Annotated in this window: 20 protein-coding genes; 14 read left to right on the plus strand and 6 right to left on the minus strand. The window is 71.1% G+C overall.

The genetic code is table 11. The features are described 5' to 3' along the window. Positions 1-225: 225 nt before the first annotated feature. Both EZM51_RS16915 and EZM51_RS16920 read right to left on the minus strand, forming a co-directional pair. On the minus strand, positions 226-2280 hold the full coding sequence (locus tag EZM51_RS16915) for an ABC transporter ATP-binding protein (RefSeq protein WP_136709576.1): 2055 nt from the start codon (positions 2278-2280) through the stop codon (positions 226-228). 107 nt (positions 2281-2387) lie between these two features. After that, positions 2388-4121, minus strand: coding sequence for an ABC transporter ATP-binding protein (locus EZM51_RS16920; RefSeq protein WP_136709486.1), 1734 nt, complete (start codon positions 4119-4121; stop codon positions 2388-2390). 231 nt (positions 4122-4352) lie between these two features. On the opposite strand from EZM51_RS16920, the gene EZM51_RS16925 reads away from it, so the two are divergent. After that, entirely contained in the window at positions 4353-6038 is a 1686-nt protein-coding gene (locus EZM51_RS16925; protein ID WP_136709487.1) for an acyl-CoA dehydrogenase family protein, read from the plus strand. Positions 6039-6128: 90 nt separating this feature from the next. Here EZM51_RS16925 and EZM51_RS16930 read toward each other — a convergent pair whose 3' ends face one another. Together EZM51_RS16930 and EZM51_RS16935 are read right to left on the minus strand one after the other, a co-directional pair. After that, a complete protein-coding gene (locus EZM51_RS16930; RefSeq protein WP_136709488.1) occupies positions 6129-6587 on the minus strand; it encodes an NUDIX domain-containing protein in 459 nt (152 codons plus the stop codon). After that, complete coding sequence (locus EZM51_RS16935; protein ID WP_169053955.1) at positions 6580-7605, minus strand: BadF/BadG/BcrA/BcrD ATPase family protein; 1026 nt, start codon at positions 7603-7605, stop codon at positions 6580-6582. The genes EZM51_RS16930 and EZM51_RS16935 overlap by 8 nt, the downstream gene beginning before the upstream one ends. Positions 7606-7768: 163 nt before the next feature. Between EZM51_RS16935 and EZM51_RS16940 the strand changes: the two genes are divergently transcribed. The 11 genes from EZM51_RS16940 to EZM51_RS16995 all read left to right on the plus strand — a co-directional run bounded on the left by EZM51_RS16940 (position 7769) and on the right by EZM51_RS16995 (position 20862). Beyond that, complete coding sequence (locus EZM51_RS16940) at positions 7769-9058, plus strand: sugar ABC transporter substrate-binding protein (RefSeq protein WP_136709490.1); 1290 nt, start codon at positions 7769-7771, stop codon at positions 9056-9058. Between the two features lie 4 nt (positions 9059-9062). Further along, positions 9063-10034 carry a sugar ABC transporter permease gene (locus tag EZM51_RS16945; protein ID WP_136709491.1) on the plus strand — a complete coding sequence of 324 codons (972 nt, stop codon included), beginning with the start codon at positions 9063-9065 and terminating at the stop codon, positions 10032-10034. Continuing rightward, the gene (locus tag EZM51_RS16950; protein WP_211195962.1) at positions 10031-10858 is read left to right on the plus strand and encodes a carbohydrate ABC transporter permease; all 828 of its coding nucleotides are present in this window, start codon (positions 10031-10033) and stop codon (positions 10856-10858) included. The genes EZM51_RS16945 and EZM51_RS16950 overlap by 4 nt, the downstream gene beginning before the upstream one ends. Next, positions 10855-12402 (plus strand): glycoside hydrolase family 3 N-terminal domain-containing protein, encoded by a 1548-nt coding sequence (locus tag EZM51_RS16955; RefSeq protein ID WP_136709492.1) that lies wholly within the window; start codon positions 10855-10857, stop codon positions 12400-12402. Before EZM51_RS16950 ends, EZM51_RS16955 begins: the two co-directional genes overlap by 4 nt. After that, positions 12399-13694, plus strand: a complete 1296-nt coding sequence (locus EZM51_RS16960; RefSeq protein ID WP_136709493.1) for an anhydro-N-acetylmuramic acid kinase — start codon at positions 12399-12401, stop codon at positions 13692-13694. Before EZM51_RS16955 ends, EZM51_RS16960 begins: the two co-directional genes overlap by 4 nt. Next, positions 13691-14689 (plus strand): N-acetylmuramic acid 6-phosphate etherase, encoded by a 999-nt coding sequence (gene murQ, locus EZM51_RS16965; RefSeq protein ID WP_136709494.1) that lies wholly within the window; start codon positions 13691-13693, stop codon positions 14687-14689. The genes EZM51_RS16960 and murQ overlap by 4 nt, the downstream gene beginning before the upstream one ends. Then, on the plus strand, positions 14679-15569 hold the full coding sequence (locus EZM51_RS16970) for a MurR/RpiR family transcriptional regulator (protein ID WP_136709495.1): 891 nt from the start codon (positions 14679-14681) through the stop codon (positions 15567-15569). Before murQ ends, EZM51_RS16970 begins: the two co-directional genes overlap by 11 nt. A gap of 298 nt (positions 15570-15867) precedes the next feature. Continuing rightward, positions 15868-16095: a hypothetical protein gene (locus tag EZM51_RS20650; protein WP_169053956.1), complete on the plus strand. Its 228-nt coding sequence runs from the start codon at positions 15868-15870 to the stop codon at positions 16093-16095. Positions 16096-16159: 64 nt separating this feature from the next. After that, entirely contained in the window at positions 16160-16747 is a 588-nt protein-coding gene (locus EZM51_RS16980; protein ID WP_136709496.1) for a hypothetical protein, read from the plus strand. Between the two features lie 194 nt (positions 16748-16941). Further along, positions 16942-17565: a hypothetical protein gene (locus tag EZM51_RS20655; protein ID WP_169053957.1), complete on the plus strand. Its 624-nt coding sequence runs from the start codon at positions 16942-16944 to the stop codon at positions 17563-17565. Between the two features lie 180 nt (positions 17566-17745). Next, complete coding sequence (locus EZM51_RS16995; protein WP_169053958.1) at positions 17746-20862, plus strand: M14 family metallopeptidase; 3117 nt, start codon at positions 17746-17748, stop codon at positions 20860-20862. Between the two features lie 104 nt (positions 20863-20966). On the opposite strand, the gene EZM51_RS17000 is transcribed toward EZM51_RS16995, so the two are convergent. Further along, entirely contained in the window at positions 20967-22106 is a 1140-nt protein-coding gene (locus EZM51_RS17000; RefSeq protein ID WP_136709500.1) for a YbdK family carboxylate-amine ligase, read from the minus strand. A 191-nt stretch (positions 22107-22297) separates the two neighbouring features. Here EZM51_RS17000 and EZM51_RS17005 point away from each other — a divergent pair, with 191 nt between their 5' ends. Beyond that, positions 22298-22672, plus strand: coding sequence for a YciI family protein (locus EZM51_RS17005; protein WP_136709501.1), 375 nt, complete (start codon positions 22298-22300; stop codon positions 22670-22672). 2 nt (positions 22673-22674) lie between these two features. Further along, positions 22675-23922 (plus strand): sigma-70 family RNA polymerase sigma factor, encoded by a 1248-nt coding sequence (locus EZM51_RS17010; RefSeq protein WP_248305721.1) that lies wholly within the window; start codon positions 22675-22677, stop codon positions 23920-23922. A gap of 52 nt (positions 23923-23974) precedes the next feature. Here EZM51_RS17010 and EZM51_RS17015 read toward each other — a convergent pair whose 3' ends face one another. After that, entirely contained in the window at positions 23975-24268 is a 294-nt protein-coding gene (locus EZM51_RS17015) for a DUF1905 domain-containing protein (protein ID WP_136709502.1), read from the minus strand. Positions 24269-24282 lie beyond the last annotated feature (14 nt).

Below are 24282 nucleotides of genomic sequence, written 5' to 3' on the forward strand. Positions count from 1 at the left end.
CTCCTCGTCAGGTCGACCGTTGCCGGAACCGGTCTATGTCGATGCAGCGCGTCGAACCTTGCCTGCAAAGCATACCGACTGCGCGGTATGTTCGCGAACCTCGACCCGGAAGAGGCGCTCGACCCCTGGTCGGATGAGAAACGAGCGAGCGGATGCCCCGTCGGGACATCCGCTCGCTCGTCTGCGGGTCGTGAACCGCGCGCTGTGCCGGCTCGGCCGTCGGCCTCAGCTCAGCTCTGCCTCGGCGGCCTCCTCCACGACGTCCTCGAGCGTCCTGATCGGGCCGGTCATGACCTCGCCCCGCTCGGCGGCGAGTTCCGCGTCGACGTCGTACGCCGCCTGCTCGAACTGCGAGTTGTAGAGGCGGTAGTACGCGCCCTTCGCGGCGATGAGCTCGTCGTGCGTGCCCTGCTCCACGATGTCGCCGTGCTCCATCACGAGGATGAGGTCGGCGTCGCGGATCGTCGAGAGGCGGTGGGCGATCACGAACGACGTGCGGCCCTTGCGGAGCGCCGCCATCGCGTGCTGCACCAGCAGCTCGGTGCGGGTGTCGACCGATGAGGTCGCCTCGTCGAGGATCAGCACCGAGGGCTGCGACACGAAGGCCCTCGCGATCGTGATGAGCTGCTTCTCGCCGGCCGAGACGTTCGACGCCTCCTCGTCGAGCACGGTGTCGTACCCGTCGGGCAGCGAGTGCACGAAGCGGTCGACGTAGGTCGCGCGAGCGGCGTCGAGGATCTCGTCGTCGGTCGCGGTCTGGCGCCCGTAGCGGATGTTGTCGCGGATCGTGCCGGCGAACAGCCACGGGTCCTGCAGCACCATGCCGGTGCGGGCGCGCACGTCGTGCCGGGTGAGCGACGCGATGTCCTGCCCGTCGAGGAGGATGCGACCGCCGTCGAGCTCGTAGAACCGCATGATGAGGTTCACGAGCGTCGTCTTGCCGGCACCCGTCGGACCCACGATCGCGACCGTCTGCCCGGGCTCCACCCGGAACGACAGGTCCCGGATGAGCGGGCGCTCGGGCGTGTACGAGAACGAGACGTCCTCGAACTCGATCGTGCCGGTGCCCTGCACGGGTTCGAGCGCGTCGGCGGCGTCCGCCTCCTGCTCGTCGGCGTCGAGGAGCTCGAAGACCCGCTCGGCCGACGCGGTGCCCGACTGCACGACCGCGGCCATGCCGCCGAGCTGGGCGAGCGGCTGCGTGAACTGCTGCGAGTACTGGATGAACGCCTGCACGTCGCCGAGGCGCAACTGGCCGCCCGCGACCATGAGGCCGCCGAGCACCGCGATGCCCACGTAGGTGAGGTTCCCGATGAACATCATGCCCGGCATGATGACGCCGGCCAGGAACTGCGCCTTGAACGCGGCCTCGTAGAGCTCCTCGTTCTCGGCGCGGAACTTCTCGCTCGCGTCGCGCTCGCGGCCGAACACCTTCACCAGGGCGTGGCCCGAGAACGACTCCTCGACCCGGGCGTTGAGGCGCCCGACCTTGCGCCACTGCACGCCGAAGGCGGCCTGCGACTTCGGCCCGATGAGGCCGAAGATGACGCCCATGAGCGGCAGCGACACGAGCGTGACCAGCGCGAGCTGCCACGAGATCGAGAACATCATGATGAGCACGCCGACCACGGTGAGCACGCTCGTGAGTGCGCTCGAGAGCGACTGCTGCATCGTCTGGGTGATGTTGTCGATGTCGTTCGTGACGCGCGAGATGAGCTCACCGCGCTGCACCCGGTCGAAGTACCGGAGCGGCAGGCGGTGCACCTTCGCCTCGACGTCCTCGCGCAGGCGCCACATCGCGCGCACCATGATCACGTTGATCACGTAGCCCTGGATCCACGAGAGCACGGATGCCCCGACGTACAGGAACACCACGATGATCACGACCTGGCTGAGCCGCACGAAGTCGATGCCCTCGCCCGGAACGAGCGTGGCGGCCTCGACGATGTTGGCCAGGTCGTCCTGGCCCTGGGCACGGAGCCCGTCGACGACCTGCGCCTGGGTGACGCCCGCCGGCATCTGCGAGGAGATGAAGCCCTCGAAGATGATGTTCGTCGCCTCGGCGAGCACCTTCGGCGCGATGACGGTGAGCACGACGCCGATGGCGCCGAGCAGCGACGCGAAGGCGAACGACCACTTGTGTGGGGCGAGCAGTCCGAGCAGCCGCCGGAAGCTGGCGCCGAAGTCCTTCGCCTTGCCGGGAGCGACGGCGTTCCAGTCGCCCGAATTGAGGCGCGCCTCCTCGGCGAGCTCGTGCTCGATGCGTTCCTCTTCGGTCATCTGCGCGGGATCGATGACGCCGCGCGCGCGGCCGCCGCCGCGGGCACCGCCCCGGGCGCGCCCTCGGCCGCGGCCGGCGCCCTGTTCGGGCTTCTCCATGTCGGCGCTCATGCCGTGGCCTCCACTCCGAGCTGGGATTCGACGATCTCGCGGTAGGTGCTGCTGGTCTCGACCAGCTCGTCATGCGTGCCGACGCCGACCATGCCGCCGTCGTCGAGCACGATGATGCGGTCGGCATCGGTGATGGTCGAGACGCGCTGGGCGACGACGATCTTCGTCACGTCGGGCAACTCACGCCACAGCGCCTGTCTGAGCCTCGCGTCGGTGGTGAGGTCGAGCGCCGAGAACGAGTCGTCGAAGACGAGGATGTCGGGCCGGTGCACGATCGCCCGGGCGATCGCGAGGCGTTGGCGTTGGCCGCCCGACACGTTGGTGCCGCCCTGCGAGATGCGGGCGTCGAGGCCGCCCTCCATCTCGGCGACGAAGTCGCGGCCCTGCGCGATCTCGAGTGCGTGCCACAGGTCTTCGTCGGTGGCCTCCTCGCGGCCGAAGCGCAGGTTGGATGCCACGGTGCCGGCGAACAGGAACGGACGCTGCGGCACGAGGCCGATGGTCTTCCACAACCGATCGAGGTCGGCCTCGCGCACGTCGACGCCGTTCACGAGCACCGCACCGCTCGTCGCGTCGAACAGCCGCGGGATGAGCGAGACGAGCGTCGTCTTGCCCGCACCCGTGGAGCCGACGATCGCGACGGTCTCACCCCGCTCGGCGCGGAACGTGATGCCCTCGAGCACCGCGTGCTCGGCGCCGGGGTAGGCGAACGCGGCATCCCGGAACTCGACGGTGCCCACCTCGGGGAACTCGGTGACCGGCTTCGCCGGCCGAGTGAGCGTGGACTCGCTGGCGAGCACCTCGCCGATGCGCTCGGCCGACACCGCCGCGCGCGGGATCATGATCGTCATGAACGCGGCCATGAGGACGCCGCTCAGGATGATGCCCACGTACTGCATGAAGGCGAACAGGGTGCCGATCTGCACGTTGCCCTCGTCGACCTCGACGGCGCCGAACCAGATCACGCCGATGACGGTCAGGTTCAGCACGAGCATGAACAGCGGGAACAGCGTGATGAACAGGGTGCCCACGCGGCGCCCGACGTCCATGATGTCGGTGTTGGCGCCGCGGAACCGCTCCTCCTCGATGCGCTCGCGCACGAATGCGCGCACCACCCGGATGCCGGTGAGCTGCTCGCGCAGGATGCGGTTCACCGCGTCGAGCTTCTTCTGGTAGGTGCGGAACAGCGGCACCATCCGCGAGACGACGATGCCCGCGACCAGGAGGATGGTGGCGACCGAGACCCAGATGAGCCAGCTCAGCCCGACGTCCTGCCGCAGCGCCATGATGATGCCGCCGATCGCGAGCAGCGGCGCGCTCACGAGCATCGTCGCACCGGTCATGGCGACCATCTGCACCTGCTGCACGTCGTTCGTGTTGCGGGTGATGAGGGAGCCGGGCCCGAACTGCGACACCTCGCGCTCGGAGAAGGCGCTCACCTTGTCGAACACGTCGTTGCGCACGTCGCGGCCGACCCGCATCGCGGCCTTGGCCGCGAAGTAGGTGGCGATGATGGCCGCGGTGATCTGGGCGAGCGAGATCGCCAGCATGAACGCGCCGGTCGACCAGATGTAGTCGGTGTCGCCCTTCGCGACCCCCTCGTCGATGATGTCGGCGTTGAGGCTCGGCAGGTACAGCGAGGCGAGCGCCGAGGCGAACTGGAACGCCAGGACGCCGACGAGTAACCACCGGTAGGGCCTGAGATAGCGGATGAGGAGTCTGCCGAGCATGGTTCTCCGTGAGGGACGAGAGCGAACGGTGTGGAGGATGGCGTGCGGGGGAAGGTCGACCGGGCGGAGCTGGAGCGCCGGGCTCGGCGATGCACCCGCTCAGTCTGCATCCAAGCGGGTGCCGCCGACATCCTCCGGTGGGGGGATATCGCTCAGGGCTGAATCCTCGCCCTCCAGCCGCCCCTACCCGCACCGGCACCCGCGGGTGAGAATGGCTCGCGGAGGCCGACCATGAGCACGCACGAGATCCTCAACCAGGCACCGCCCCGCGAGGGCGTCGACGAGTACGCGGCCGATGCGCCGCTGCTCGAGGCGGTCGCGCGGTGGGGGCGACGGGGAACGGATGCCGCGGGCCGCCCCGGCCTGCACGCGATCGGCGCCCTCGTCGGCTCGGCGGCGTTCCAGCGCGACGCCGAGCGCGCGAACACGCGCCCGCCCGTGCTGCACACGCACGATCGGCGGGGTCACCGGATCGACGAGGTGGAGTACGACGACGCGTACCACCGCATCATGGCGGCCGCGCTCGGAGCGGGTGCGCACACCTCGGCGTGGGCCGATCCGGGGCCGGGCGCGAACGTCGACCGCGCCGCGGCGTTCTTCCTCTTCGCGCAGGTCGAGCCCGGGCATTCCTGCCCGGTGTCGATGACGCACGCGGCCGTGCCGGTGCTCGAGCTCGCGGCATCCGGACTCCGCGACGAGTGGATGCCGCGGCTGCTGAGCCGGGAGTACGAACCCGAGTTGGGCGGAGGGGCGGCCGGCGGCAAGCGCTCGGCGATCGTCGGCATGGCCATGACCGAGAAGCAGGGCGGTTCCGACGTGCGCGCGAACACCACGCGCGCCGAGCCGACCGGCGCCGACGGCCCGTGGGGGCGCGAGTTCCGGCTGACCGGCCACAAGTGGTTCTGCAGCGCGCCCATGAGCGACGCGTTCCTCGTGCTCGCGCAGGCGCCGGGCGGGCTCAGCTGCTTCTTCCTGCCGCGGGTGCTGCCCGACGGCTCGCGCAACGTGTTCCGCGTCCAGCGGCTGAAGGACAAGCTCGGCAACCGCTCGAACGCGTCGAGTGAGGTCGAGTTCGACGGCACGACCGCGTGGCTCGTGGGCGAGGAGGGTCGCGGGGTCGCCACCATCGTGCAGATGGTCAACCGCACCCGGCTCGACTGCGTCATCGGCACGGCCGCCGGCATGCGCCAGTCGGTCGCCGAGGCGGCGTGGCACGTCCGGCACCGCAGCGCGTTCGGGTCCCTCCTCGTCGACCAGCCGGCGATGGCGGCCGTCGTGGCCGACCTCGCGCTCGAGTCCGAGGCGGCGACGCTCACGTCCATGCGGCTCGCGCGCGCGTACGACGACCCTTCGGCGGAGCTCAGGGGAACCGACGCCGACGATGCCGAGCGGGCCTTCCGCCGGCTCGCCACCGCGGTGGCGAAGTACTGGGTCTGCAAGCGCGGGCCGGGGCACGCGTACGAGGCGCTCGAGTGCCTCGGCGGCAACGGGTACACCGAGACGTTCCCGCTCGCGCGGCGCTACCGCGAGCAGCCGCTGCTCGCGATCTGGGAGGGCTCGGGCAACGTCATCGCGCTCGACGTGCTGCGGGTGCTCGCCCGCGAGCCCGAGGCGTTCGACGCGTTCTTCGACGTCGCCGGGCGGGCGGGCGGCGAGCACGCGGGCTTCGACCTCGCGCTCGCCGAGGCGCAGTCGGTGGTGCGCGAGGTGGCGGCGGATGTCGCGGCCGCGGCATCCCGGGCCCGGGAGCTCACCGAGCGGCTCGCGCTCGTGCTGCAGGCGGCGCTCCTCATCGAGCACTCGCCCGGCGCGGTCGCCGACGCGTTCGTGCGCACGCGCCTCGAGGGCACGGGCGGCATGCTCTACGGCACGCTGCCGCCCGGCACCGACACGGCCGCGATCCTCGCCCGTGCCTGAGCGCACATCCCGCACCTCACGGCGGCCCGTGTTCGCGGCGGCCGCCCGAACTCGAGCCGCCGCCGCGAGGAACGCCCGCCGCCGCCGGAGTCAGGCCCCGACGAGCCGTGCGAGCGCCTCGAGCGCCGGCCGCTGTCCCTTCACGAGCCGTTCCCGCGCATCGTCGAGCGCGAACCATCCGGCCGCGTCGAGTTCGGGGAACGACTGCCGTCGACCCGACCGCGGCGGCCACTCCAGCTCGAAGGTGTTGCTCCGGATGTCGCTCGCGTCGAAGTCGCTCTCGCCGGCGAAGACCCACACGCGCTTGCCCGAGGCGTACCGGAAGGCGCCGAGCTCCCGGTACTCGACGTCGGGCGCCGGGTGTCCGACCTCCTCCGCGAATTCGCGCAGCGCGGCCGCGAGCGGCTCCTCGTCGGTGAACGTGCCCTTCGGGATCGACCACGCCGAGGCATCCTTGCCCCGCCAGAACGGGCCGCCCATGTGGCCGAGGAACACCTCGAACCGGGGCATCCGACGGTAGAGCAGCAGGCCGGCGCTGGTCTCAGCCACGCCAGGTCCAGAGGAACGGCGGATGCCCCGCCGGCATGTCGCCCGCCGCCACCAGGCGCGCCAGCCGTACCGCGCCGTCGAGCGGGGTGCCCGCGGGTGCGACGAGCTCGGCGTCCGGCGCGAGGCGCGCGAACTCCTGCTCGAACGACGCCGTGAACGCCCCGTCGGCGGCGAACACGCCGCCGACGCCCGAGGCCGTCTGCGGCAGGGCGGGGTCGAGCGCGGCCGCGAGGGTGGCGGCGACCGCGGCCCCCGCACGGCGCATGATGTCGGTCGACGCGTCGTCACCGGATGCCGCGAGCCCCGCGACATCCCTCGCGAACCCGGCGAGCCGGCCCGCGCGGTCCTCCCGGGTGAGCAGATGGCCCGGCCACGAGTGCGCCGGACCGAAGCGGTCGACCGCCGCGTCGAGGAGCGCGCGGGCGTCGTCGGTGATGCCGTCGTGCGTCTGGATGGCGGCCTTCAACGCCTCGATGCCGATCCAGGCGGCCGAGCCGCGGTCGTCCCACAGGTGACCCCAGCCGCCGACCCTGCGCCAGTGCGTGCGCAGGTCGGTGCCGATCGCGATGGCGCCCGTGCCCACGGCGACGACGGCGCCGGGTCGCCCGCCGAGCGCGCCGAGGTGCGCGGTCACGGCGTCGATCGCGAGGGCGAGGGGCGCTCCACCCGTGGCGCGTCCGAGTCGCTCGAGCGCCGCTCCGGGGGAGGTCACGAGCGAGGCCAGCCCGGTGGCCCCGATGCCGACCGCCGCGATCGCGGCATCCGGCCACTGCGCCCGGACCTGCTCGATGAGCTCGGCGATGATCTCGGGCGCGGTCGAGCCGCCGGATGCCACGGCCACGCGTCCGCCCTCGAGTGCCCGTCGCTCGGCGCCGCCGTTCCCCCGCGGATCGAGGGGATCCGACGGCTCCAGCGGCTCCAGCGCCGCCCGCGAGCCCGTGCCGCCGACGTCCACGCCGAGCACCCAGCGGTCGGCCGCGATGCCGGCCGACCCGTTGCCGGATGCGACACTGTTCACGAATCCGAGCCTAGGGGCCGCGGCATCCGTTCGGACCGACGATCGCGACGAGATCACGATTTCGGAAACTTCTTGCAAACATTGCGTGCTTCGCGAATACTACTTCCAGAGTCACATTCCCCGGGCGCGCTGCGCCACCGAGATCTCCAACGAGGAGCCATCAATGAAGAGAAGACTGCTGCCCGTCGCCGTGCTCGCCACGGCCGCATTCGGGCTCACCGCCTGCTCGGGCGGCTCGAACGCCGACAGCGGCGACGTGAGCGCCGAGGGCGAGACGCTGAGCGTCTGGATCATGGAGGGCACGAACCCCGACTCCGAGGCGTTCTTCGACGACGTCGCCGAGGCCTTCACCGAGGAGACCGGCGCCGAGCTCGACGTCGAGTTCGTGCAGTGGGCCGACGCGCACGACCGGTTCGTCACGTCGATCGCCGGCGGTACGACGCCGGATGTCGCGGAGACGGGCACCACCTGGACCGCCGAGTTCGCCGACGCGGGCGCCCTCGCCCCGATCGGCGACTTCGTCGAGGACGAGGGTCTCGGCGGCGACCTCGTCGAAGGGCTCGTGGCATCCGGAACCTACGACGACGAGCTGTACGGCATGCCCTGGTACGCCGGGGTGCGCTCGCTCGTCTACCGCTCCGACATCTTCGAGGAGCTCGGGCTCGAGGCGCCGGCCAGCTGGGACGACATCGTCGCGGCCGGCGAGGCCGTCAAGGCCGCGCACCCCGAGATGATGGCCTTCGCCGTGCCAGGCGACGCCGAGTTCCCCGTATACCCGTGGGTCTGGGGCGCGGGCGGCGAGGTCGCCGAGCAGGACGGCGACGAGTGGGTCTCGGGGCTCGACAGCGCCGAGTCGCAGGATGGCATCGCCTTCTACACGGGCCTCGCGACGGAGCACGGCTTCTCGTCGGCCGGCGCGACGACCTGGAAGGAGACCGACGTCCTCGACAACTTCTCGCAGGGCAACGTCGCGATGGCGCTCATGGGCTCGTGGACGCCCGCGGCGATCGTCGAGAAGAACGCCGAGCTCGAGGGCAAGTTCGCCGCGACCCCGATCCCCGGCAAGGACGGCGGCATCGCGCCGTCGGTGCTCGGCGGCTCGCACCTGTCGATGTTCAGCACCGCGAAGAACCCCGACCTCGCGTGGGAGTTCATCAAGCTCATGACCACCGGTGAGTTCGCCGAGCAGTGGGGCGAGCAGTCGGGCTACTTCCCGGGCCAGGCGTCGCTGCTCGCCGAGACGATGGAGTCGGATGACCCGCTCGTCGCGCCGTTCGCCACGCAGCTCGTCGAGGGCGGCGGCACGGTTCCCGTGACGCCGAAGTACGGCGCGGTGCAGGCGAAGAAGACCACCAACACCGCCATCCAGGCGATCCTCTCCGGGCAGAAGACGGTCGAGCAGGCGACGGCCGACGCCGCTGCGGAGATGAACGAGATCATGAACGGCGACTGACGTCGTGACCTCGACGATCCAGGCGCCGCAGGTCGCGCGGGGGGCGGAGTCCCCCCGCGCGGCCGGCGGGCCCGTGCAACGGAAGAACCCGCTCGTCCGCGCGCGTCCGTGGCTGCTGCTCGCGCCCGCGCTCGCGGTGCTCGCCGTGCTGCTGCTCTGGCCGCTGGTGCGCGTGTTCCTCTTCTCGCTGCAGGACTACGGCCTGCGCGAGATCGTCTCGGGCGATGCGAACTGGATCGGCCTCGCCAACTACGGCGAGATCTTCACGGACCCCACCCTCTGGACCGTGGTGCTGCCGAACACCGTGGGCTTCGCGGTGCTCGCCGTCGCGGGCACCGTGGCCCTCGGCACGGCGGTCGCGGTGCTCATGGCGTCGCTCGGCCCGGTCTGGCGCACCGTCGTCGGCAGCGCGATCATGATCGCCTGGGCCATGCCCGCCGTCACCGGCACGTACGTCTGGGTGTGGATCTTCGACGCCGACCGCGGCATCGTGAACGAGACGCTCCAGGCCATCGGCCTGCAGGACGAGCCCGTCAACTGGTTCACGAACCGCTACACGTTCTACGCGATCGTGCTCCTCAACGTCATCCACCACGGCTTCCCGTTCGTGGCCATCACGATCCTCGCGGGCCTTCTCGGCGTGCCCAAGGAGATGCTCGAGGCCGCCGAGGTCGACGGCGCGGGCTCGTGGCGCCGCTTCTGGTCGATCATCGTGCCGAACCTCCGGCAGGTGTTCGCCGTCGTGATCATCCTCTCCACGATCTGGGACTTCAAGGTGTTCGCGCAGGTCTACCTCATGCCGGGCGGCGCGGGCTCGAACCGCGAGGCGCTGAACCTCGGCGTGTGGTCGTACGTCGAGTCGTTCGGGCAGAACCGCTACGGCTTCGGCTCGGCGATCGCCGTGCTGCTCACCGTCGTGCTGCTCGGCATCACCGTCGTCTACGTGCGCACCATGCTGAAGGAGGAGGAACTGTGAGCCGCAACGCCCGGGCCTCCGCCGTGAAGGCCGTGCTCGTCGTGCTGCTGCTCGCGTTCACGCTCTTCCCCGCGTTCTGGATGCTCTCGAGCGCGTTCGACGCTCGCGCCGGATCCGGCGGGCAGACGCTGCTGCCGCGCGAGTTCTCGCTCGAGAACTTCGGGTACGTGCTCACCGAGGGCGGCTTCGACGTGTTCCTGCGCAACTCGGCGATGGTCGCGCTCGTCACGGTGCTCGCGAGCGCCGTGCTCGCGCTCCTCGCATCGGTCGCCGTGGCGCGGTTCCGCTTCCGCTTCCGCACCTCGATGCTGCTCATGATCCTCGTCGTGCAGATGGTGCCGCTCGAGGCGCTCGTCATCCCGCTGTTCGTGCAGGTGCGCGACCTCGGGCTCCTCAACACGCTGCTCGGCCTGATGGTCGTCTACGTCGCCCTGTCGCTGCCGTTCGGCATCTGGATGCTCCGCGGCTTCGTCGCGGCGGTGCCCATCGAACTCGAGGAGGCCGCCTACCTCGACGGCGCGACCTGGGGACGCATGTTCCGCTCGGTGCTGCTGCCGCTCGTGATGCCCGGACTCGTCGCGACCTCCGTCTTCTCGTTCATCACCGCGTGGAACGAGTTCATCTTCGCCATGACGCTGCTCGGCGGGGCATCCGAGAACTACACCGTCGCGATCGGGCTCAAGCAGTTCTTCGGCGAGCACACGAACGAGTGGGGCTACATCATGGCGGCGTCCACGATCATCACGATCCCCGTCATGATCTTCTTCGTCGTCGTGCAGCGCCGCCTCTCGGCGGGCCTCGTGGCGGGTGCGGTCAAGGGATGAGCGCGGTGAACGACCCCGCGCTCCGGCGTCTCGTGGGCGGGGTGCTGTGGCCCGGGTACCTCGGCCGCGAGGTGCCCGACTGGCTCCGACGCGAGCTCGGCGACGGGGGACTCGCGGGCGCGGTGCTGTTCTCGCACAACGTGCCCTCCGCCGGCACCTTCCGCGACCTCGCCCCGAACCTCCTCATCGGCATCGACGAGGAGGGCGGCAACGTCTCGCGCCTCGAGGCGCGCACGGGCTCGACCCTGCCGGGCGCCGCCCAGCTGGGCTTCGTCGACGACCCGGATGCCACGACCGCCGTCGCTCGCGAACTGGCCGCACGTTCGCTCGCGGTCGGCGCGAACGTGGTGCTCGCTCCCGTCGCCGACGTGAACACCGACCCGGGCAATCCGGTGATCGGCGTGCGCGCGTTCGGGTCGACGCCCGAGCTCGTCTCCCGGCACGTCGCGGCGGCGGTCCGCGGCATCCAGTCGGCCGGCGCGGCGGCCTGCGTGAAGCACTTCCCGGGTCACGGCGACACCCACCTCGACTCGCACGTCGCGCTGCCGTACCTCGACCTTGACCCCGAGGAGATCGAGCGGATGCACCTGCCGCCGTTCCGCGCGGCGATCGACGCCGGTGCCGCGGCCGTGATGACCGGCCACCTCGTGGTGCCCGCGTGGGGCGAGGCGCCCGCGACGCTCAACCCGGCGGTGCTGGGGCGGCTGCGCGCGATGGGCTTCGACGGCGTGATCGTCTCGGACGCGCTCGACATGGCGGCCGTGCGCGACACGGTCGGGGCGGGGCCGGGCGCGGTGCGGGCGCTCCTCGCCGGGGCCGACCTGCTCTGCGTCGGGAACCCGAGGAACCCGGGTGCCGCGGCGATGCCCGATCAGGACGAACGCGACTTCCGCGAGGTGCAGGGGGCCATCCTCGCCGCGATCGACGACGGCGCGCTGCCGGTGGCGGTGCTCGAACGGGCGGCGGCACGAGTGGGGGCGCTCGGTGCCGCACTCGCCGGCGGTGGGACGGCCGGCGAACGGGGGAGGGCGACGGATGCCTCGCGAGCGGCGCTCGACGCGGCATCCGTCGCCCGTGCCGCGATCACGGTCGACGCGTGGTTCCCGCCCATGCCGGCGCCGCGCACCGTGCTCGATGCGCGCGGGCGGGCCACGATCGCGGTGGACGGCGACGCCGACTACGTCGCCGACGCGCTCGCAGGCGGCGGGGAGGTCGTGCGACTCGACGTGGGCGGGGTTGCCGGTGCGGGCGCCGACGCAGGCGAGGCCGCCGGCGCGTCGCTCCGGTCGGCCGTTGCGGCGGCGGCGCAGCGGGAGGAGCCGCTCGTCGTGCTCGTCGATCGCGTCGGCTCGTCGCAGGGCGCACAGCGCGACGTGATCGAGCAGTTGGCGGCGATCCGCCCGGGCGCGGTCGTCGTCGACGTCGGCTGGCCCGGTGGGCCGCTGCCGCTCGCCGCGCTGCACACGCGCGCCGCGAGCCGGCTCGCCGCCGAGACCGCGAGCGCGGTGCTCGCCGCGGGCGGACGCCTGGAGGCGAGCGCATGATCGTGTCGTCGCTGCAATCCGGCACGTCGGCCGACGGCATCGACGTCGCGGTCGTCGAGTTCACGCTCGACCCGGTGGTCGGGGAGCCGCGGAGCGGCGACTCGAGACCGTCCGCCCGCCCGGCGGCAGGGCTGCGCGTGCGGCACACCGCGACCCTCGACTGGGAGCCCGAGCTCCGGGCGCGGATCCTCGCCGCGTCGGCGGGCGAGACGCTCTCCGCGGGTGCGTTCTGCGAGCTCGACACGCGTCTCGGGCAGGCGTTCGCGTCGGCGGCCGCGGCGGGTGTCGACGCCACTGCGGTCACGCCCGACCTCGTCGTGTCGCACGGCCAGACGCTCTTCCACTGGGTCGAGGGCGGCCGTGCGCGCGGAACCCTGCAGCTCGGCGAACCGGCGTGGATCGCCGACCGCGTGGGCGCGCCCGTGCTCTCGCATCTGCGCGCGGCGGACATAGCCGCGGGCGGCGAGGGCGCCCCGCTCATGGCGCTGTTCGATCGGCTGTGGCTCGGCGCCGAGGCCGCGGCGGCGGATCGTGCGATCGCGACGGTGAACCTCGGCGGCATCGCCAACGTGCAGGTCGTGCGGCCATCCGGCGAGGTCATCGCGTTCGACAGCGGACCCGGCAACGCGCTCCTCGATGCGGTCGTCGCGCGTGCCACCGGCGGCGAGGCCGGATGCGACGAGGGCGGACGCCTCGCGGCGACCGGGCACGTCGACCGCCGACTCCTCGACGAGTTGCTGGGGCATCCGTATTTCGCCGCGCCCGTGCCGAAGACCACCGGACGCGAGACGTTCGACCTCGGCGTCGTCGACCGGGCGCTCGACGCGGTCGGTTCGGGCGACGGGTCGATCGCGGCATCCCCCCTCGCGACGCCGCCGCTCGAGGACCTCTGCGCCACGCTCACCGAGCTCACTGCGCGCACGGTCGTCAACGCCATTCCGGCGACGGATGCCCCGACCGACCTCATCGTGTCGGGCGGCGGGGCGCTGAATCCCGTGCTGCTGGCGCGTCTCGGGGCGCTCGCCGCCGACCGCGGCATCCGGGTCGAGTCGAGCGACGCCCGCGGCATCGACCCGGCGTTCAAGGAGTCGCTCATGTTCGCGCTCGTCGGCGTCCTGAGCTGGCACGGCGTCCCGGTGCGATTGTCGGCGGCCGGTTCGGGGGAGCCGCGCGTCGCCGGACGCTTCACGCCCGGACGGATGCCGCTGCAGCTGCCGCCGCCGCTCGCGGGCGTGGCATCCGTCACCGTCACCACCAGTACCGCCACCGACCTCGGGGGAACACCGCGATGAACCACACGGCACCGCACGGGCATGACGCGCTGCGGGAGTTGCTCGGCGAGCTCTCGACCGAGCGCGTCAACGACTCGCACGGCGAGTTCGACCTGCTCGGCACCGAGGCGCAGCTCGCCGCCATGCAGGAGGAGAGCGCGCAGGCCGTCGCCGCGGTGTCGGACGCGGTGCCGCAGATCGCGGCCGCGATCGACGCGATCGTGCCGCGCCTGCGTGCCGGCGGTCGACTCGTGTACGTCGGGGCGGGCACCGCCGGGCGCATGGGCGTGCTGGACGCGAGCGAGATCCCGCCGACGTTCGGCACCGATCCGTCGCTCGTGGTCGGCGTCATCGCCGGAGGCGACGTGGCGCTGCGGTCGGCGGTGGAGGACGCCGAGGACGAGGGTGCCCGCGGCGCGGCCGACCTCGAGGCGATCGGGCTCACGGCCGGCGACGCGGTCGTCGGCATCTCGGCGTCGGGTCGCACGCCGTACGTCGTCGGTGCGCTCGAGCGGGCTCGCGCGATCGGTGCCCTCACGGTGGCGCTCGCCTGCAACGCGGGGAGTCGCATCGCATCGGTCGCGGACCTCGCCATCGAGACCGTCGTCGGCCCCGAGATCGTGGCCGGCTCGACGCGCCTGAAGGGCGGCACGGCGCAGAAGCTCGTGCTCAACGCCATCTCGACGATCGCGATGGTGCGGCTCGGCAAGGTGCACGGGAACCTCATGGTCGACGTGCAGGCCACGAACGCGAAGCTGCGTGCCCGTGCGGAACGCATCGTCATGCTCGCCACGGGAGCGGACGCGGCCGCGGCATCCGCTGCCCTCGAATCTGTGGGCGGGTCGGTGAAGGCGGCGATCCTCGTGACCATTTCCGGGGTCACACCCGAGGAGGCCGTCGCGCGCCTCTCGTCGCATGATGGCGTGTTGCGCGATGCTCTGAGTGACGTGTCCGCAGACGCCGCGCCGGTGGCTGCGTCCGCCGCGATCCGACCGGAGGAGACCGATGGCCCGTGACGTGCTCTCGAACGTGCGGCAGGCGCTGCCGCGGCTGAGCTCGTCGGAGGCGCGCGTAGCCGAGGCGATCATCGCGGATCCCTCGATCGTCGTGGATTTCACGATCACCGAGCTCGCGCAGCGCTGCGGCACATCCCTGTCGACGGTCGCGCGCTTCTGCCAGACGCTCGGGTACAGCGGGTACCGGGAGTTCCGCATGGAGGTGGCGAGCGCGATCAGCCGCGAGGCGGCCGAGCGCGACCGGTTCGGACTCGCCGACTCGGACATCAGCCCGGATGATTCCGCCGCCGAGGTGGTGGCGAAGATCGCGTTCCACGAGGTGCTGGCGATCGAGCAGACCGCGCAGGGACTCGACGTCGAGGTGCTCGATCGGGTCGTCGATGCGATCGCGGCCGCCGGTCACGTGGACCTGTACGGGTTCGGCGCGAGCGGACTGACGGCCCAGGACCTGCAGCAGAAGCTCGCGCGCATCGGCATCTCGGCGTTCTGCTCGATCGACGTGCACGTCGCGCTCGTGTCGGCGGCGCTGCGCAAGCCGGGCGACGTCGCGATCGGCGTCTCGCATTCGGGTCTCACGTCGGAGACGATCCACGCGCTGAGCGTCGCGCGAGAGGCGGGCGCCTTGACGGTGGCGCTCACCAATTCGTCCGAATCCCCCATCACCGAGGTCGCCGACGCCGTGCTCACGACGCAGGCGCGCGAGTCGACCTACCGGATGGGGGCGATGTCGAGCCGAATCGCACAGCTCGCGCTCGTGGACTTCCTGTTCGTGCGGGTGGCGCAGCGTCGGCACGCCGAGGTCGCCGACCCGCTTCGCCGCACGTTCGAGGTCACGGCGACGCACAAGGTCAGCGGGCGGAAGCGGCGCGACCAGGGTTGAGTCGCCGCCGGTCCCGGCGTTGCAGTCTTCGGCTTGCGAACCTCGGCGGCCGAAGCATGTGTTCCGGTTCGGGATGCGGTGCCGTGGTGCCGTGGTGCCGAAGTGCCGCGGTGTGGGGGTGCCGAAGTACCGAAGTGCCGAGGTGCCGCGGTACCGAAGTGCCGCGGTGCCGAAGTGCCGCAGTACCGAAGTGCCGCGGTGCCGGAGTACTGACCCTCTGAGAGGGAAACGGTCGTCTCGGCCGGCGTCATCAGCGTGTGCGACGAGCGATATCGGCTGTCGGGCGTACGGTGGCCGCATGACGACGAACCAGGTGCAGATCACCGTCGGGCACGACGTGCTCGACGAGCCGTGCCCGCGCTGCGGATCGGTCGCGGTGCGTGCGGTCATCCACTCGACCTCGATGCAGGTGGAGATCGACCAGACGGATGCCGCAGCCGACTCCTTCGACGTCGATGGTCCGTTGTTCGATTGCCGTGAGTGCGGCTTCGAGTGGGGCGAGCTGATTCGCGATCTCATGCAGTAGCGGGCACAGATCGAGTTGTGGATAACGACCGTCCGCGAGGTGCCGCTCGCCTAGGCTCATCGCCATGCCGAGCCTCCGCCACCATCGAGTCGTGATGCGCCGTCATGGTGTCGCGATCGCTGCTGCCGGTATGTTCGCGCTCACGCTCAGCGGCTGCACCGGCGCACCCGAGAGCACGCCGACTCCGTCGGCCCCGGCGTCCGCTGACCCGGTCTTCGCCTCCGACGAGGAGGCGCTTGCCGCGGCGGTTGCAGCGTATGAGGAGTACAGAGCGGCATCGGCCGCGGTATCCATGGACGGCGGGGCCGACGCAGACCGAGTTCTCCCGTATGTGTCGGAGCGGTTTGCACCTCAAGTGCTAGAAGAGTTCTCGGCCCTGCAAACGGCCGGGCTGCGATTGGTGGGGAGCATTTCCGTCGACACGACTTCCCTCGCCGGTTGGTCGGCTCTTGATGGGAGCGCAGAGGTCTCGATCTATCTCTGTCGAGACGTGAGCGGTGCGCGAGCAGTCAATGTAAACGGCGACGACGTGACCCCGGATGATCGTGATGATCGGGTTCCGTTGCAGGCCCACCTCATCTCTGACACATCTGATCCGAGGCTCCTTGTGGTCGACGGGGTGGAGCAATGGTCGGGCGACGATTTCTGCTGATTCTGTCTGCCCTTTCCTGGGTAGCGGGGCTGGGCAGCTTCCCCTACTCGGCGCAAGTCCTCCCGCAATCCGTCGAACCCTGTAGTGAAGGCGTTGGATGGCTTGGCTGTCCAAGTATCGATGGATCGCTTGGGACCGGTGAAGCAATCCTCGATGCGATCTGGGACGGAGGCGGTGGTCCTAGCAGCGGGCAGATGCCCGATTCAGCGACTCCTCCCGGGGGAGAACTCGCTGCCGATACCGCCCCACCCCCACCGGTCGCCTGCAGCCCCACGAACCTCGAGCTCTGCGCCGCCGACCCCGCCGTCCCGCCCGACGAGCCCGACGAGCCGGTCGTCGTGACGCTGCGGGACATCGCCTCGTTCCGACCGGCCACGCCCGGCAACGGGATGGAACCCGCCGGCTGGGCGATCGAGGGGCTGCCCGCGAACTTCGTCGCCGCGGCATCCGTCGAGGTCGTGTCCGGCGCCCTGCTCGGACAACCGGCCGACGTGCGGTTCACGCCGGTCGGCTACCGATGGACGCACAGCGACGGGGCCGTGGTCGTGGCATCCACGCCAGGTACGACCTGGGCGGCCCTCGGGCAGCGCGAGTTCAGTGACACGGCGACGAGTCACGTCTACGACCGCTCGGGCGCGTACACCGTCGAACTCGCGGTCGAACTGCGCGCCGAGTACCGGTTCGCCGGTTCGCCGTGGCGCGGGATCGCGGGCACGCTCACCGTTGCGGGTGATCCACAGCGCGTGCTCGTCGGCGAGTTCGACACGGTCCTCACGCGGGGCGACTGCAACGCGAACCCCGCGGGGCCCGGCTGCTGAAGCGGAGAACCGCGAAGCGGGGCGCAAACGTGGACTGAACCTTGACACGCGGCGACGGGGAGGAGCACTCTAACCCCTAGAGTCCGCAGGGAGCAACGGACATGTGGCGAACACGGGGATCGCACGACGATGACGTCACTCACGTTCCGGGGCCGGGAGACGGACCGAAGGGGAGTTCTCATGGCCGGAAATCGCTCCACCCGCTCCATTCGCAACACGCTCGTCGGTATCGCCACGCTCGCCGTGGCGATGTCGATGTTGGGCCCCATCGGGGCGAGCGCCGTCGACGACGACGGCGCGCTCGACATGTACACGGCGGAGGTCGACGCCGCCCAGGCCGCCGAACTCGCCGCGTCGGGCTTCGATCTCTCCGAAGCCCTGCACAGCGAGTCCGGCGTGAACGTCGACCTCGTCCTCACCGATGAGGAGGCCGAGAGCCTCCGTGGCCGCGGCATCGACGTCAAGGTCAAGAAGAACAAGGACGGCAAGTCCGCGAGACAGCTCGCGGCCGAGCAGGCGGCGTCCGGATACGACGTCTGGCGGTCATGGGACGAACCAGGCGGCATCCGCGACGAGCTGTACCAGCTCGCGAAGGACAACCCGCAGTTGGTCAAGCTCGAGGTGCTCGGCGAAACCCACCAGGGTCGCGAACTCATCGCGATGAAGCTGACCGAAGGCGCCAGGGGCATCGCCGACGGCACTCGGCCCGCGGTGCTCTACAGCTCGACCCAGCACGCGCGGGAGTGGATCTCCACCGAGGTGAACCGGCGACTGATGAACTCGTTCATCGACGGCTGGCGCGCCAACGATCGCGAGGTCAGGGACCTCCTGAAGAACAACGAGTTCTGGTTCGTGCTCGTCGCCAACCCCGACGGATACCAGTACACGTTCGATCACGAGCGGCTCTGGCGGAAGAACCTGCGCGACAACGACAACGACGGCCAGATCACCCGCGCCGACGGCGTCGACCCCAACCGCAACTACCCCGAGCACTTCGGCTACGACGAAGAGGGTTCGTCATCGCAGATCTCGAGCGAGACCTACCGAGGCCCCTCGCCCGCCTCCGAACCCGAGACGCAGGCCATGATCGCCCTGTACGACCAGGTCGACTTCTCGTTCCACGTGAACTACCACTCCTTCGGCGAGTGGCTGCTGTACGCGGAAGGCTGGCAGATCGGCACCCCGACAGCCGACGACCCCATCTACTACGCGCTCTCGGGCAACCTCGACACCCCGACCATCCCGGGCTTCGAGCCGGGCCTGTCGTCGGACGTGCTGTACGTGACCAACGGCGAGACCACCGATTACGCGCACGCCGAACGAGGAACCCTCGGCTGGACGCCGGAACTCGGCGAGGGCGACGCGGGCGGCGGCTTCGTCTTCCCCGACGACGAGGTGCAGGTGCAGGCCGAGTTCGAGCGCGCCCTGCCGTTCGCGCTCGACGTGGCCAAGTCCGCGGCCGATCCGGCCGACCCGGTCTCGCACCTCGGCCTCGAGACCAAGCCCTTCTACCTGAAGAGCGACGACACCTACAAGACCGGCCTGCCGTTGGCGAACTTCACGTTCGACTACTCCTACGGCGACCCGCAGGAGGTGCGCGTCCTGGCTCGCCGGAGCCTCGGCGACGTGACCCTGAAGTACTCCGTCAACGGCGGCGACCCCGTGAGCGCTCCGACCGAGGAGTGGACGGGCGGCGACCGCTACGGCGGCCAGACCGGTAGGCACTACGCCATCATGAGCGGCGTCGTCACGGGCACCAGTCCGGGCGACAGCGTCGAGGTCTGGTTCGAGGGCGGCGGAGAGGAGAGCGACTCCTTCACCTACCAGGCCGTCGAGGAATCCGAGGACGACGTGCTGATCCTCGCCGCCGAGGACTACACGGGCGCCTCGCCCGACCAGGGCGCAGGGCCGCACTACCTCGACTCCTACACCGCAGCGCTCGACGCCAACGGCACCGGGTACGACGTCTACGATGTCGACGCCCGCGGACGAGTCGCGCCCGACGCGCTCGGAGTGCTCTCGCACTACGACGCCGTCATCTGGTACACCGGCGACGACATCGTGACGCGCGACCTCGGCTGGGGCGGCGGCAACGCCTCCCGGCTGGCGATGGACGAGGTCCTCGAGGTCCGCGACTTCATGAACGAGGGCGGTCGCGTGCTGTACACCGGCTCGTGGGCGGGCAGCCAGTACACGCCGAACGTCGGCACGCAGTTCTACGACCCCACGGCCGAGAACGCCGAGTGCCGCGCCGATCCCGAGGTGTTCGCACGGTGCCGGGCGCTCGGCGGCTCGGGCGACTTCACGAACGACGTGCTGCAGTACTGGCTCGGCGCCTACCTGGCCGTCGATGACGCCGGCACCGCCGACGACGGCAGCATCCTCGACGTGCTGGGAGTCGACGCTCCGTTCACCGGCCTCGACTGGGGCTTCAACGGAGCCGACAGTGCGCAGAACCAGGGCCACAGCAACTCGTTCATCACGACGAGCGGCATCCTCGACCCGGCGACGTACCCGCAGTTCGAGAGCTGGGTCGCGGGCAGGTGGGATCGCGAGGGCGGCCCGTTCGAGCCGCACACCGGCGACGCCTACGCCTACTCGCAGATCGGCGACGTGTCGTACAAGCGCCTGACCAACACGATCGACGTTCCGGCCGGCGGCGCCACGATGTCCTTCTGGACCTCGTACGACACCGAGGCGCACTGGGACTTCGTCGCCGTCGAGGCACGCACTGCCGGCGGGGAGGACTGGACGACCCTGCCCGACGTCAACGCTCACACCGACCAGGACACCGGGGACAGCTGCCCGGCCGGCTGGCGCGACCTGCACCCGCACCTCGACCACTACCAGACGTTCGTCGACGACACGTCCTGCGACCCGACCGGCGCCACCGGCGGCGAGTGGTGGGCCGCGTCGGGCAACTCGGGCGGCTGGCAGCAGTGGACGGTCGACCTGTCGGCCTACGCCGGCGGTCAGGTCGAGGTGTCGATCGCGTACATCAGCGACTGGGCCACCCAGGGGCTCGGCATGTTCGTCGACGACATCACCGTGTCGACGGGCATCGGGTCGACGTCGTTCGAGGGCTCGGACACCGGCGGCTGGGAGGTCACCGGTCCTGCCGAGGGCAGTGCGCCGAACCCGAACAACTTCGTCATCACGACGGCAGCGGGCTTCCCCGAAGCCGCGGTGGTGGCCACCCCGGGATCGCTCATCACCGGCTTCGGCTTCGAGGGGATCACGGATGCCGCGACCCGGGCGGCCTGGATGAACACGGCGCTTGAGCACCTGCTCGACTGACGGGCTCCGTTGAGCGCCGGGTGTTGCCGTTCCCGCCGGATGTCGCAGGCGGGGCGGCAACGCCCGGCGCGAACGGGAACCCCGGGCGCGGAGGCGCCGCCGCCCTACCGGCTCGACGCCGTCGGCTCGCCGTGCCGACCGTGATCGGCGACCACCGTGGACTCCATGAGCCGTCGCACGCCGGGTATGCCGCCCCGCGAGAACGCCGCGCGCTGACGCTCCGCGCCCGTGCCCTCCCGCAGCATCCGCGCCACCGCCTCGGACACCGCCTCCACGTCGCCCGCCTCGGTGAGCTCGCGTTCGAGGATCCGCACGAACCTCGTCAGCGCTTCGCCCGCAGGCGCGAGTCCGCCCGTCGCCGGATCGAAAACCTCCCGGCGCATGCCGAATCGCGCCGAATGCATCAAGGCGGCCGAGAGGAGCTCGGGCGGCACGTCCGCCGACGCGTCGGCTGCGGCATCCGTCGCCTCGGGCTTCGCGAGCGCGTGCGTCACGAGGGCCCGCACGACGGCCGCGATGAGCAACGTCGTCTCCGCGTCGAGTTGCGCGTCGGCCATGCGGAACTCGATCGTGGGCAGGTGCTCCGAGAGGCGCAGGTCCCAGGCGAGGAGTGCGAGATCCTTCATGCCGCCGATGCCGAGCAGTCGAGCGATGCGCCGGTCGTAGTCGGCGGCGTCCACGAAGGCCGGCGGGCAGCCCGAGGTGGTCCAGCGCCGCAGCAGGATCGTGCGCCAGCCGTCGTAGTCCGTGTCGTGGCCGCGCCAGAGCGGCGAGTTCGTCGACATGGCGGTGAGCAGCGGCATCCACGGGCGTGCCGCGTTCAGCGCGACGACACCGGCCTCCCGGTCGGGAACGCCGACGTGCACGTGCAGGCCGTTCAGTTGGTGGTCGGCGATGACGCCCGCCATGTCGCGCACGATCCGGTGGTACCGCTGGACGTCCGTGATCGCGGGGAACGGGGAGGTGTCGGGCGGCGTCCCCGTGCTCGCGGCGACCACCCCCAGCTCGGACGCGCGATCGGCCACGAACCGCCGGAACCCGACGAGCGACGCGCGCGCCCGGTCGTGGTCGGTGAACACCGCCGAGGCGTGTTCCACCTGCGAGGCGAGGAACTCCTTGTGCGTCACGTCCCGCCACTCGGGGGAGCTCGTCAGCGCGCCGAACACGTACGCTGCGACATTCGCGGGACGCAACGTCTCGGGATCCAGGAACTGGAACTCCTCTTCGACACCGAAGGTGGTCACCACGCCCCCTCTCGCGTGCAACTCGCAATCGAAGGTTCGGTGAGCGGATGCCGCGCTGTCAAGCCCGTGCGCCGCACGATCGCGACCGATACGCACGGACGTCGCGGCCGACGTCGAGAATCGGCGACCTGCCTCGACATACTGGTGGGAGCGCGGTCCGGCCCTCCCGTCGAACGAAGGAGCGATCAGCGATGAAGTACCTCATCCAGATCTTCAGCAACCCCGAGTCGCGCGCCGTGTGGGAGGGCTTCAGCCCTGAGGAGCAGGCCGAGGGGTACGCGTACTACCAGGGCATCAGCGAGGAGCTCGCTTCGCGCGGTGAGCTGGTCGCGAGCGAGGCGCTCGCCGACGTCTCGCTCGCCAAGCGGGTCACGGCGACCGACGACGGCGCCGTCGCGAGCGATGGGCCGTTCGCCGAGACGAAGGAGTTGCTCGCGGGCTTCTACCTCGTCGACTGCGAGAGCGAGTCGCGTGCGATCGAGATCGCGGCGCGGTTCCCCGAATCGCGGTTCGGCCTCATCGAGGTGCGTCCCGTGCTCGAGATGAGCGGCGGCGACGACCTCTGACCGTGACGCACGACCCGGGCGCCGCGGGGGAGCCGCTCGTGACCGACGCGGTGCGGGCACTGCGAGACGCCGCCCCGTCGGCGCTCGCGGTGCTCGTGCGGCGCTACGGCGACTTCGAGGCGTGCGAGGACGCCGTGCAGGAGGCGCTCATCGCCGCATCCGACCAATGGCCGCGCGACGGCGTGCCCGACAGCCCGCGCGCCTGGCTCGTGCGGGTCGCCGCACGCCGCTACATCGACCAGGTGCGATCGGATGCCGCACGTCGACGCCGCGAGTCGCACGCCGCCGAGTTGGAACCGCCCCCGGCACCCGTGCCTGCCGCCGACGACACGCTCACGCTGTTCCTGCTCTGCTGCCACCCGGCGCTGACGCGGGCCGCGCAGGTCGCGCTCACGCTGCGTGCGGTCGGCGGCCTCACCACGGCGGAGATCGCCCGCGCCCTGCTCGTGCCCGAGTCCACGGTCGCGCAGCGCATCTCGCGCGCGAAGGCGCGCATCCGGGCGAGCGGCGAGGGATTCCGGATGCCCCGTGCCGACGAGCTCGAGGCCCGCCTCGCCGCGCTCCGCCACGTGCTCTACCTCATCTTCACCGAAGGGCACACGGCGAGCTCGGGCGATCGGCTCGCCCGCGTGGACCTTTCGGCGGAGGCGATCCGCCTCGCCCGCCAGCTCCACGGAGCGGACCCGGATGCATCGGGCGAGACCTCCGGGCTCCTCGCCCTGATGCTGCTCACGGACGCGCGACGCGCCGCCCGCACCGACGACACCGGCGCGCTCGTGCCCCTCGACGAGCAGGACCGCACCCGCTGGGACCGACGCATGATCGAGGAGGGCGTCGCGATCGTGACCGACGTGCTCGACCGCGCCCCCATCGGGCCGTATCAGTTGCAGGCGGCCATCGCCGCCGTGCACGACGAGGCGTCCTCGACCAAGGCCACGGATTGGCTCGAGATCCTCGGACTCTACGACCTGCTCGCGCGCCTCGCGCCCGGCCCGATGGTGACGCTCGGGCGCATCGTGGCGCTCGCCATGGTCGAGGGCCCCGCGGCCGGACTCGCGGCGCTCGACCGCGCCGAAGCCGATTCGGCTGCACTCGCCGACCATCACCGCACGTGGGCCGTGCGGGCGCACCTGCTGGAGCGGTCGGGCTCGACGGATGCCGCGTCGCTCGCGTTCGCCGAGGCGGCACGCCGCACGCTCAACGGGCCCGAGCAGCGCTACCTCGCGGCCAAGGCGCGCTCCGCGGGTTGAGGAGGCGCGCCAGCGCCGCCTCGAAGCCCGCTGCCCCGGGCCACGCGGGTAGCTAGAGGTCGAGCACCTCGAGGTCGACTCGCACGTCGTCGCCGCGCTCGAGTCCCTCGGCCGAGCGCACGGCCTTCTTCACCGGCAGCACGTAGCTGCCGAGCTTCGAGTCGGGGAACACCGAGGTGGACCACGTCGTGGTGCCGACGGTGGCGCGCACCCGCACCGAACCGAAGCCACGCGGCATCCGCGGCACTTCCTTGATGTCGGTGGCGGCCTCCTCGGGGAGCGTCAGGAAGAACCAACCACCCTGTGCGTCCCACTCCCAGAGCGGAGCGGTGAACCGGAATCGCATGCCCGGATCGTACC

This window comes from Agromyces sp. H66, from assembly GCF_004959775.1.
GTDB lineage: Bacteria > Actinomycetota > Actinomycetes > Actinomycetales > Microbacteriaceae > Agromyces.

Excerpts from the sequence above, each read along its gene's own strand:
- EZM51_RS16940 (WP_136709490.1), top strand. The coding sequence starts at position 7,769 with ATGAAGAGAAGACTGCTGCCCGTCGCCGTGCTCGCCACGGCCGCATTC.
- EZM51_RS16955 (WP_136709492.1), top strand. The coding sequence starts at position 10,855 with ATGAGCGCGGTGAACGACCCCGCGCTCCGGCGTCTCGTGGGCGGGGTG.
- EZM51_RS17005 (WP_136709501.1), top strand. The coding sequence starts at position 22,298 with ATGAAGTACCTCATCCAGATCTTCAGCAACCCCGAGTCGCGCGCCGTG.
- EZM51_RS16980 (WP_136709496.1), top strand. The coding sequence starts at position 16,160 with ATGCCGAGCCTCCGCCACCATCGAGTCGTGATGCGCCGTCATGGTGTC.
- EZM51_RS16915 (WP_136709576.1), bottom strand. The coding sequence starts at position 2,280 with ATGACCGAAGAGGAACGCATCGAGCACGAGCTCGCCGAGGAGGCGCGC.
- EZM51_RS20650 (WP_169053956.1), top strand. The coding sequence starts at position 15,868 with ATGACGACGAACCAGGTGCAGATCACCGTCGGGCACGACGTGCTCGAC.
- EZM51_RS16920 (WP_136709486.1), bottom strand. The coding sequence starts at position 4,121 with ATGCTCGGCAGACTCCTCATCCGCTATCTCAGGCCCTACCGGTGGTTA.
- EZM51_RS17015 (WP_136709502.1), bottom strand. The coding sequence starts at position 24,268 with ATGCGATTCCGGTTCACCGCTCCGCTCTGGGAGTGGGACGCACAGGGT.
- EZM51_RS16960 (WP_136709493.1), top strand. The coding sequence starts at position 12,399 with ATGATCGTGTCGTCGCTGCAATCCGGCACGTCGGCCGACGGCATCGAC.
- EZM51_RS20655 (WP_169053957.1), top strand. The coding sequence starts at position 16,942 with ATGCCCGATTCAGCGACTCCTCCCGGGGGAGAACTCGCTGCCGATACC.
- murQ (WP_136709494.1), top strand. The coding sequence starts at position 13,691 with ATGAACCACACGGCACCGCACGGGCATGACGCGCTGCGGGAGTTGCTC.
- EZM51_RS16970 (WP_136709495.1), top strand. The coding sequence starts at position 14,679 with ATGGCCCGTGACGTGCTCTCGAACGTGCGGCAGGCGCTGCCGCGGCTG.
- EZM51_RS16995 (WP_169053958.1), top strand. The coding sequence starts at position 17,746 with ATGGCCGGAAATCGCTCCACCCGCTCCATTCGCAACACGCTCGTCGGT.
- EZM51_RS16925 (WP_136709487.1), top strand. The coding sequence starts at position 4,353 with ATGAGCACGCACGAGATCCTCAACCAGGCACCGCCCCGCGAGGGCGTC.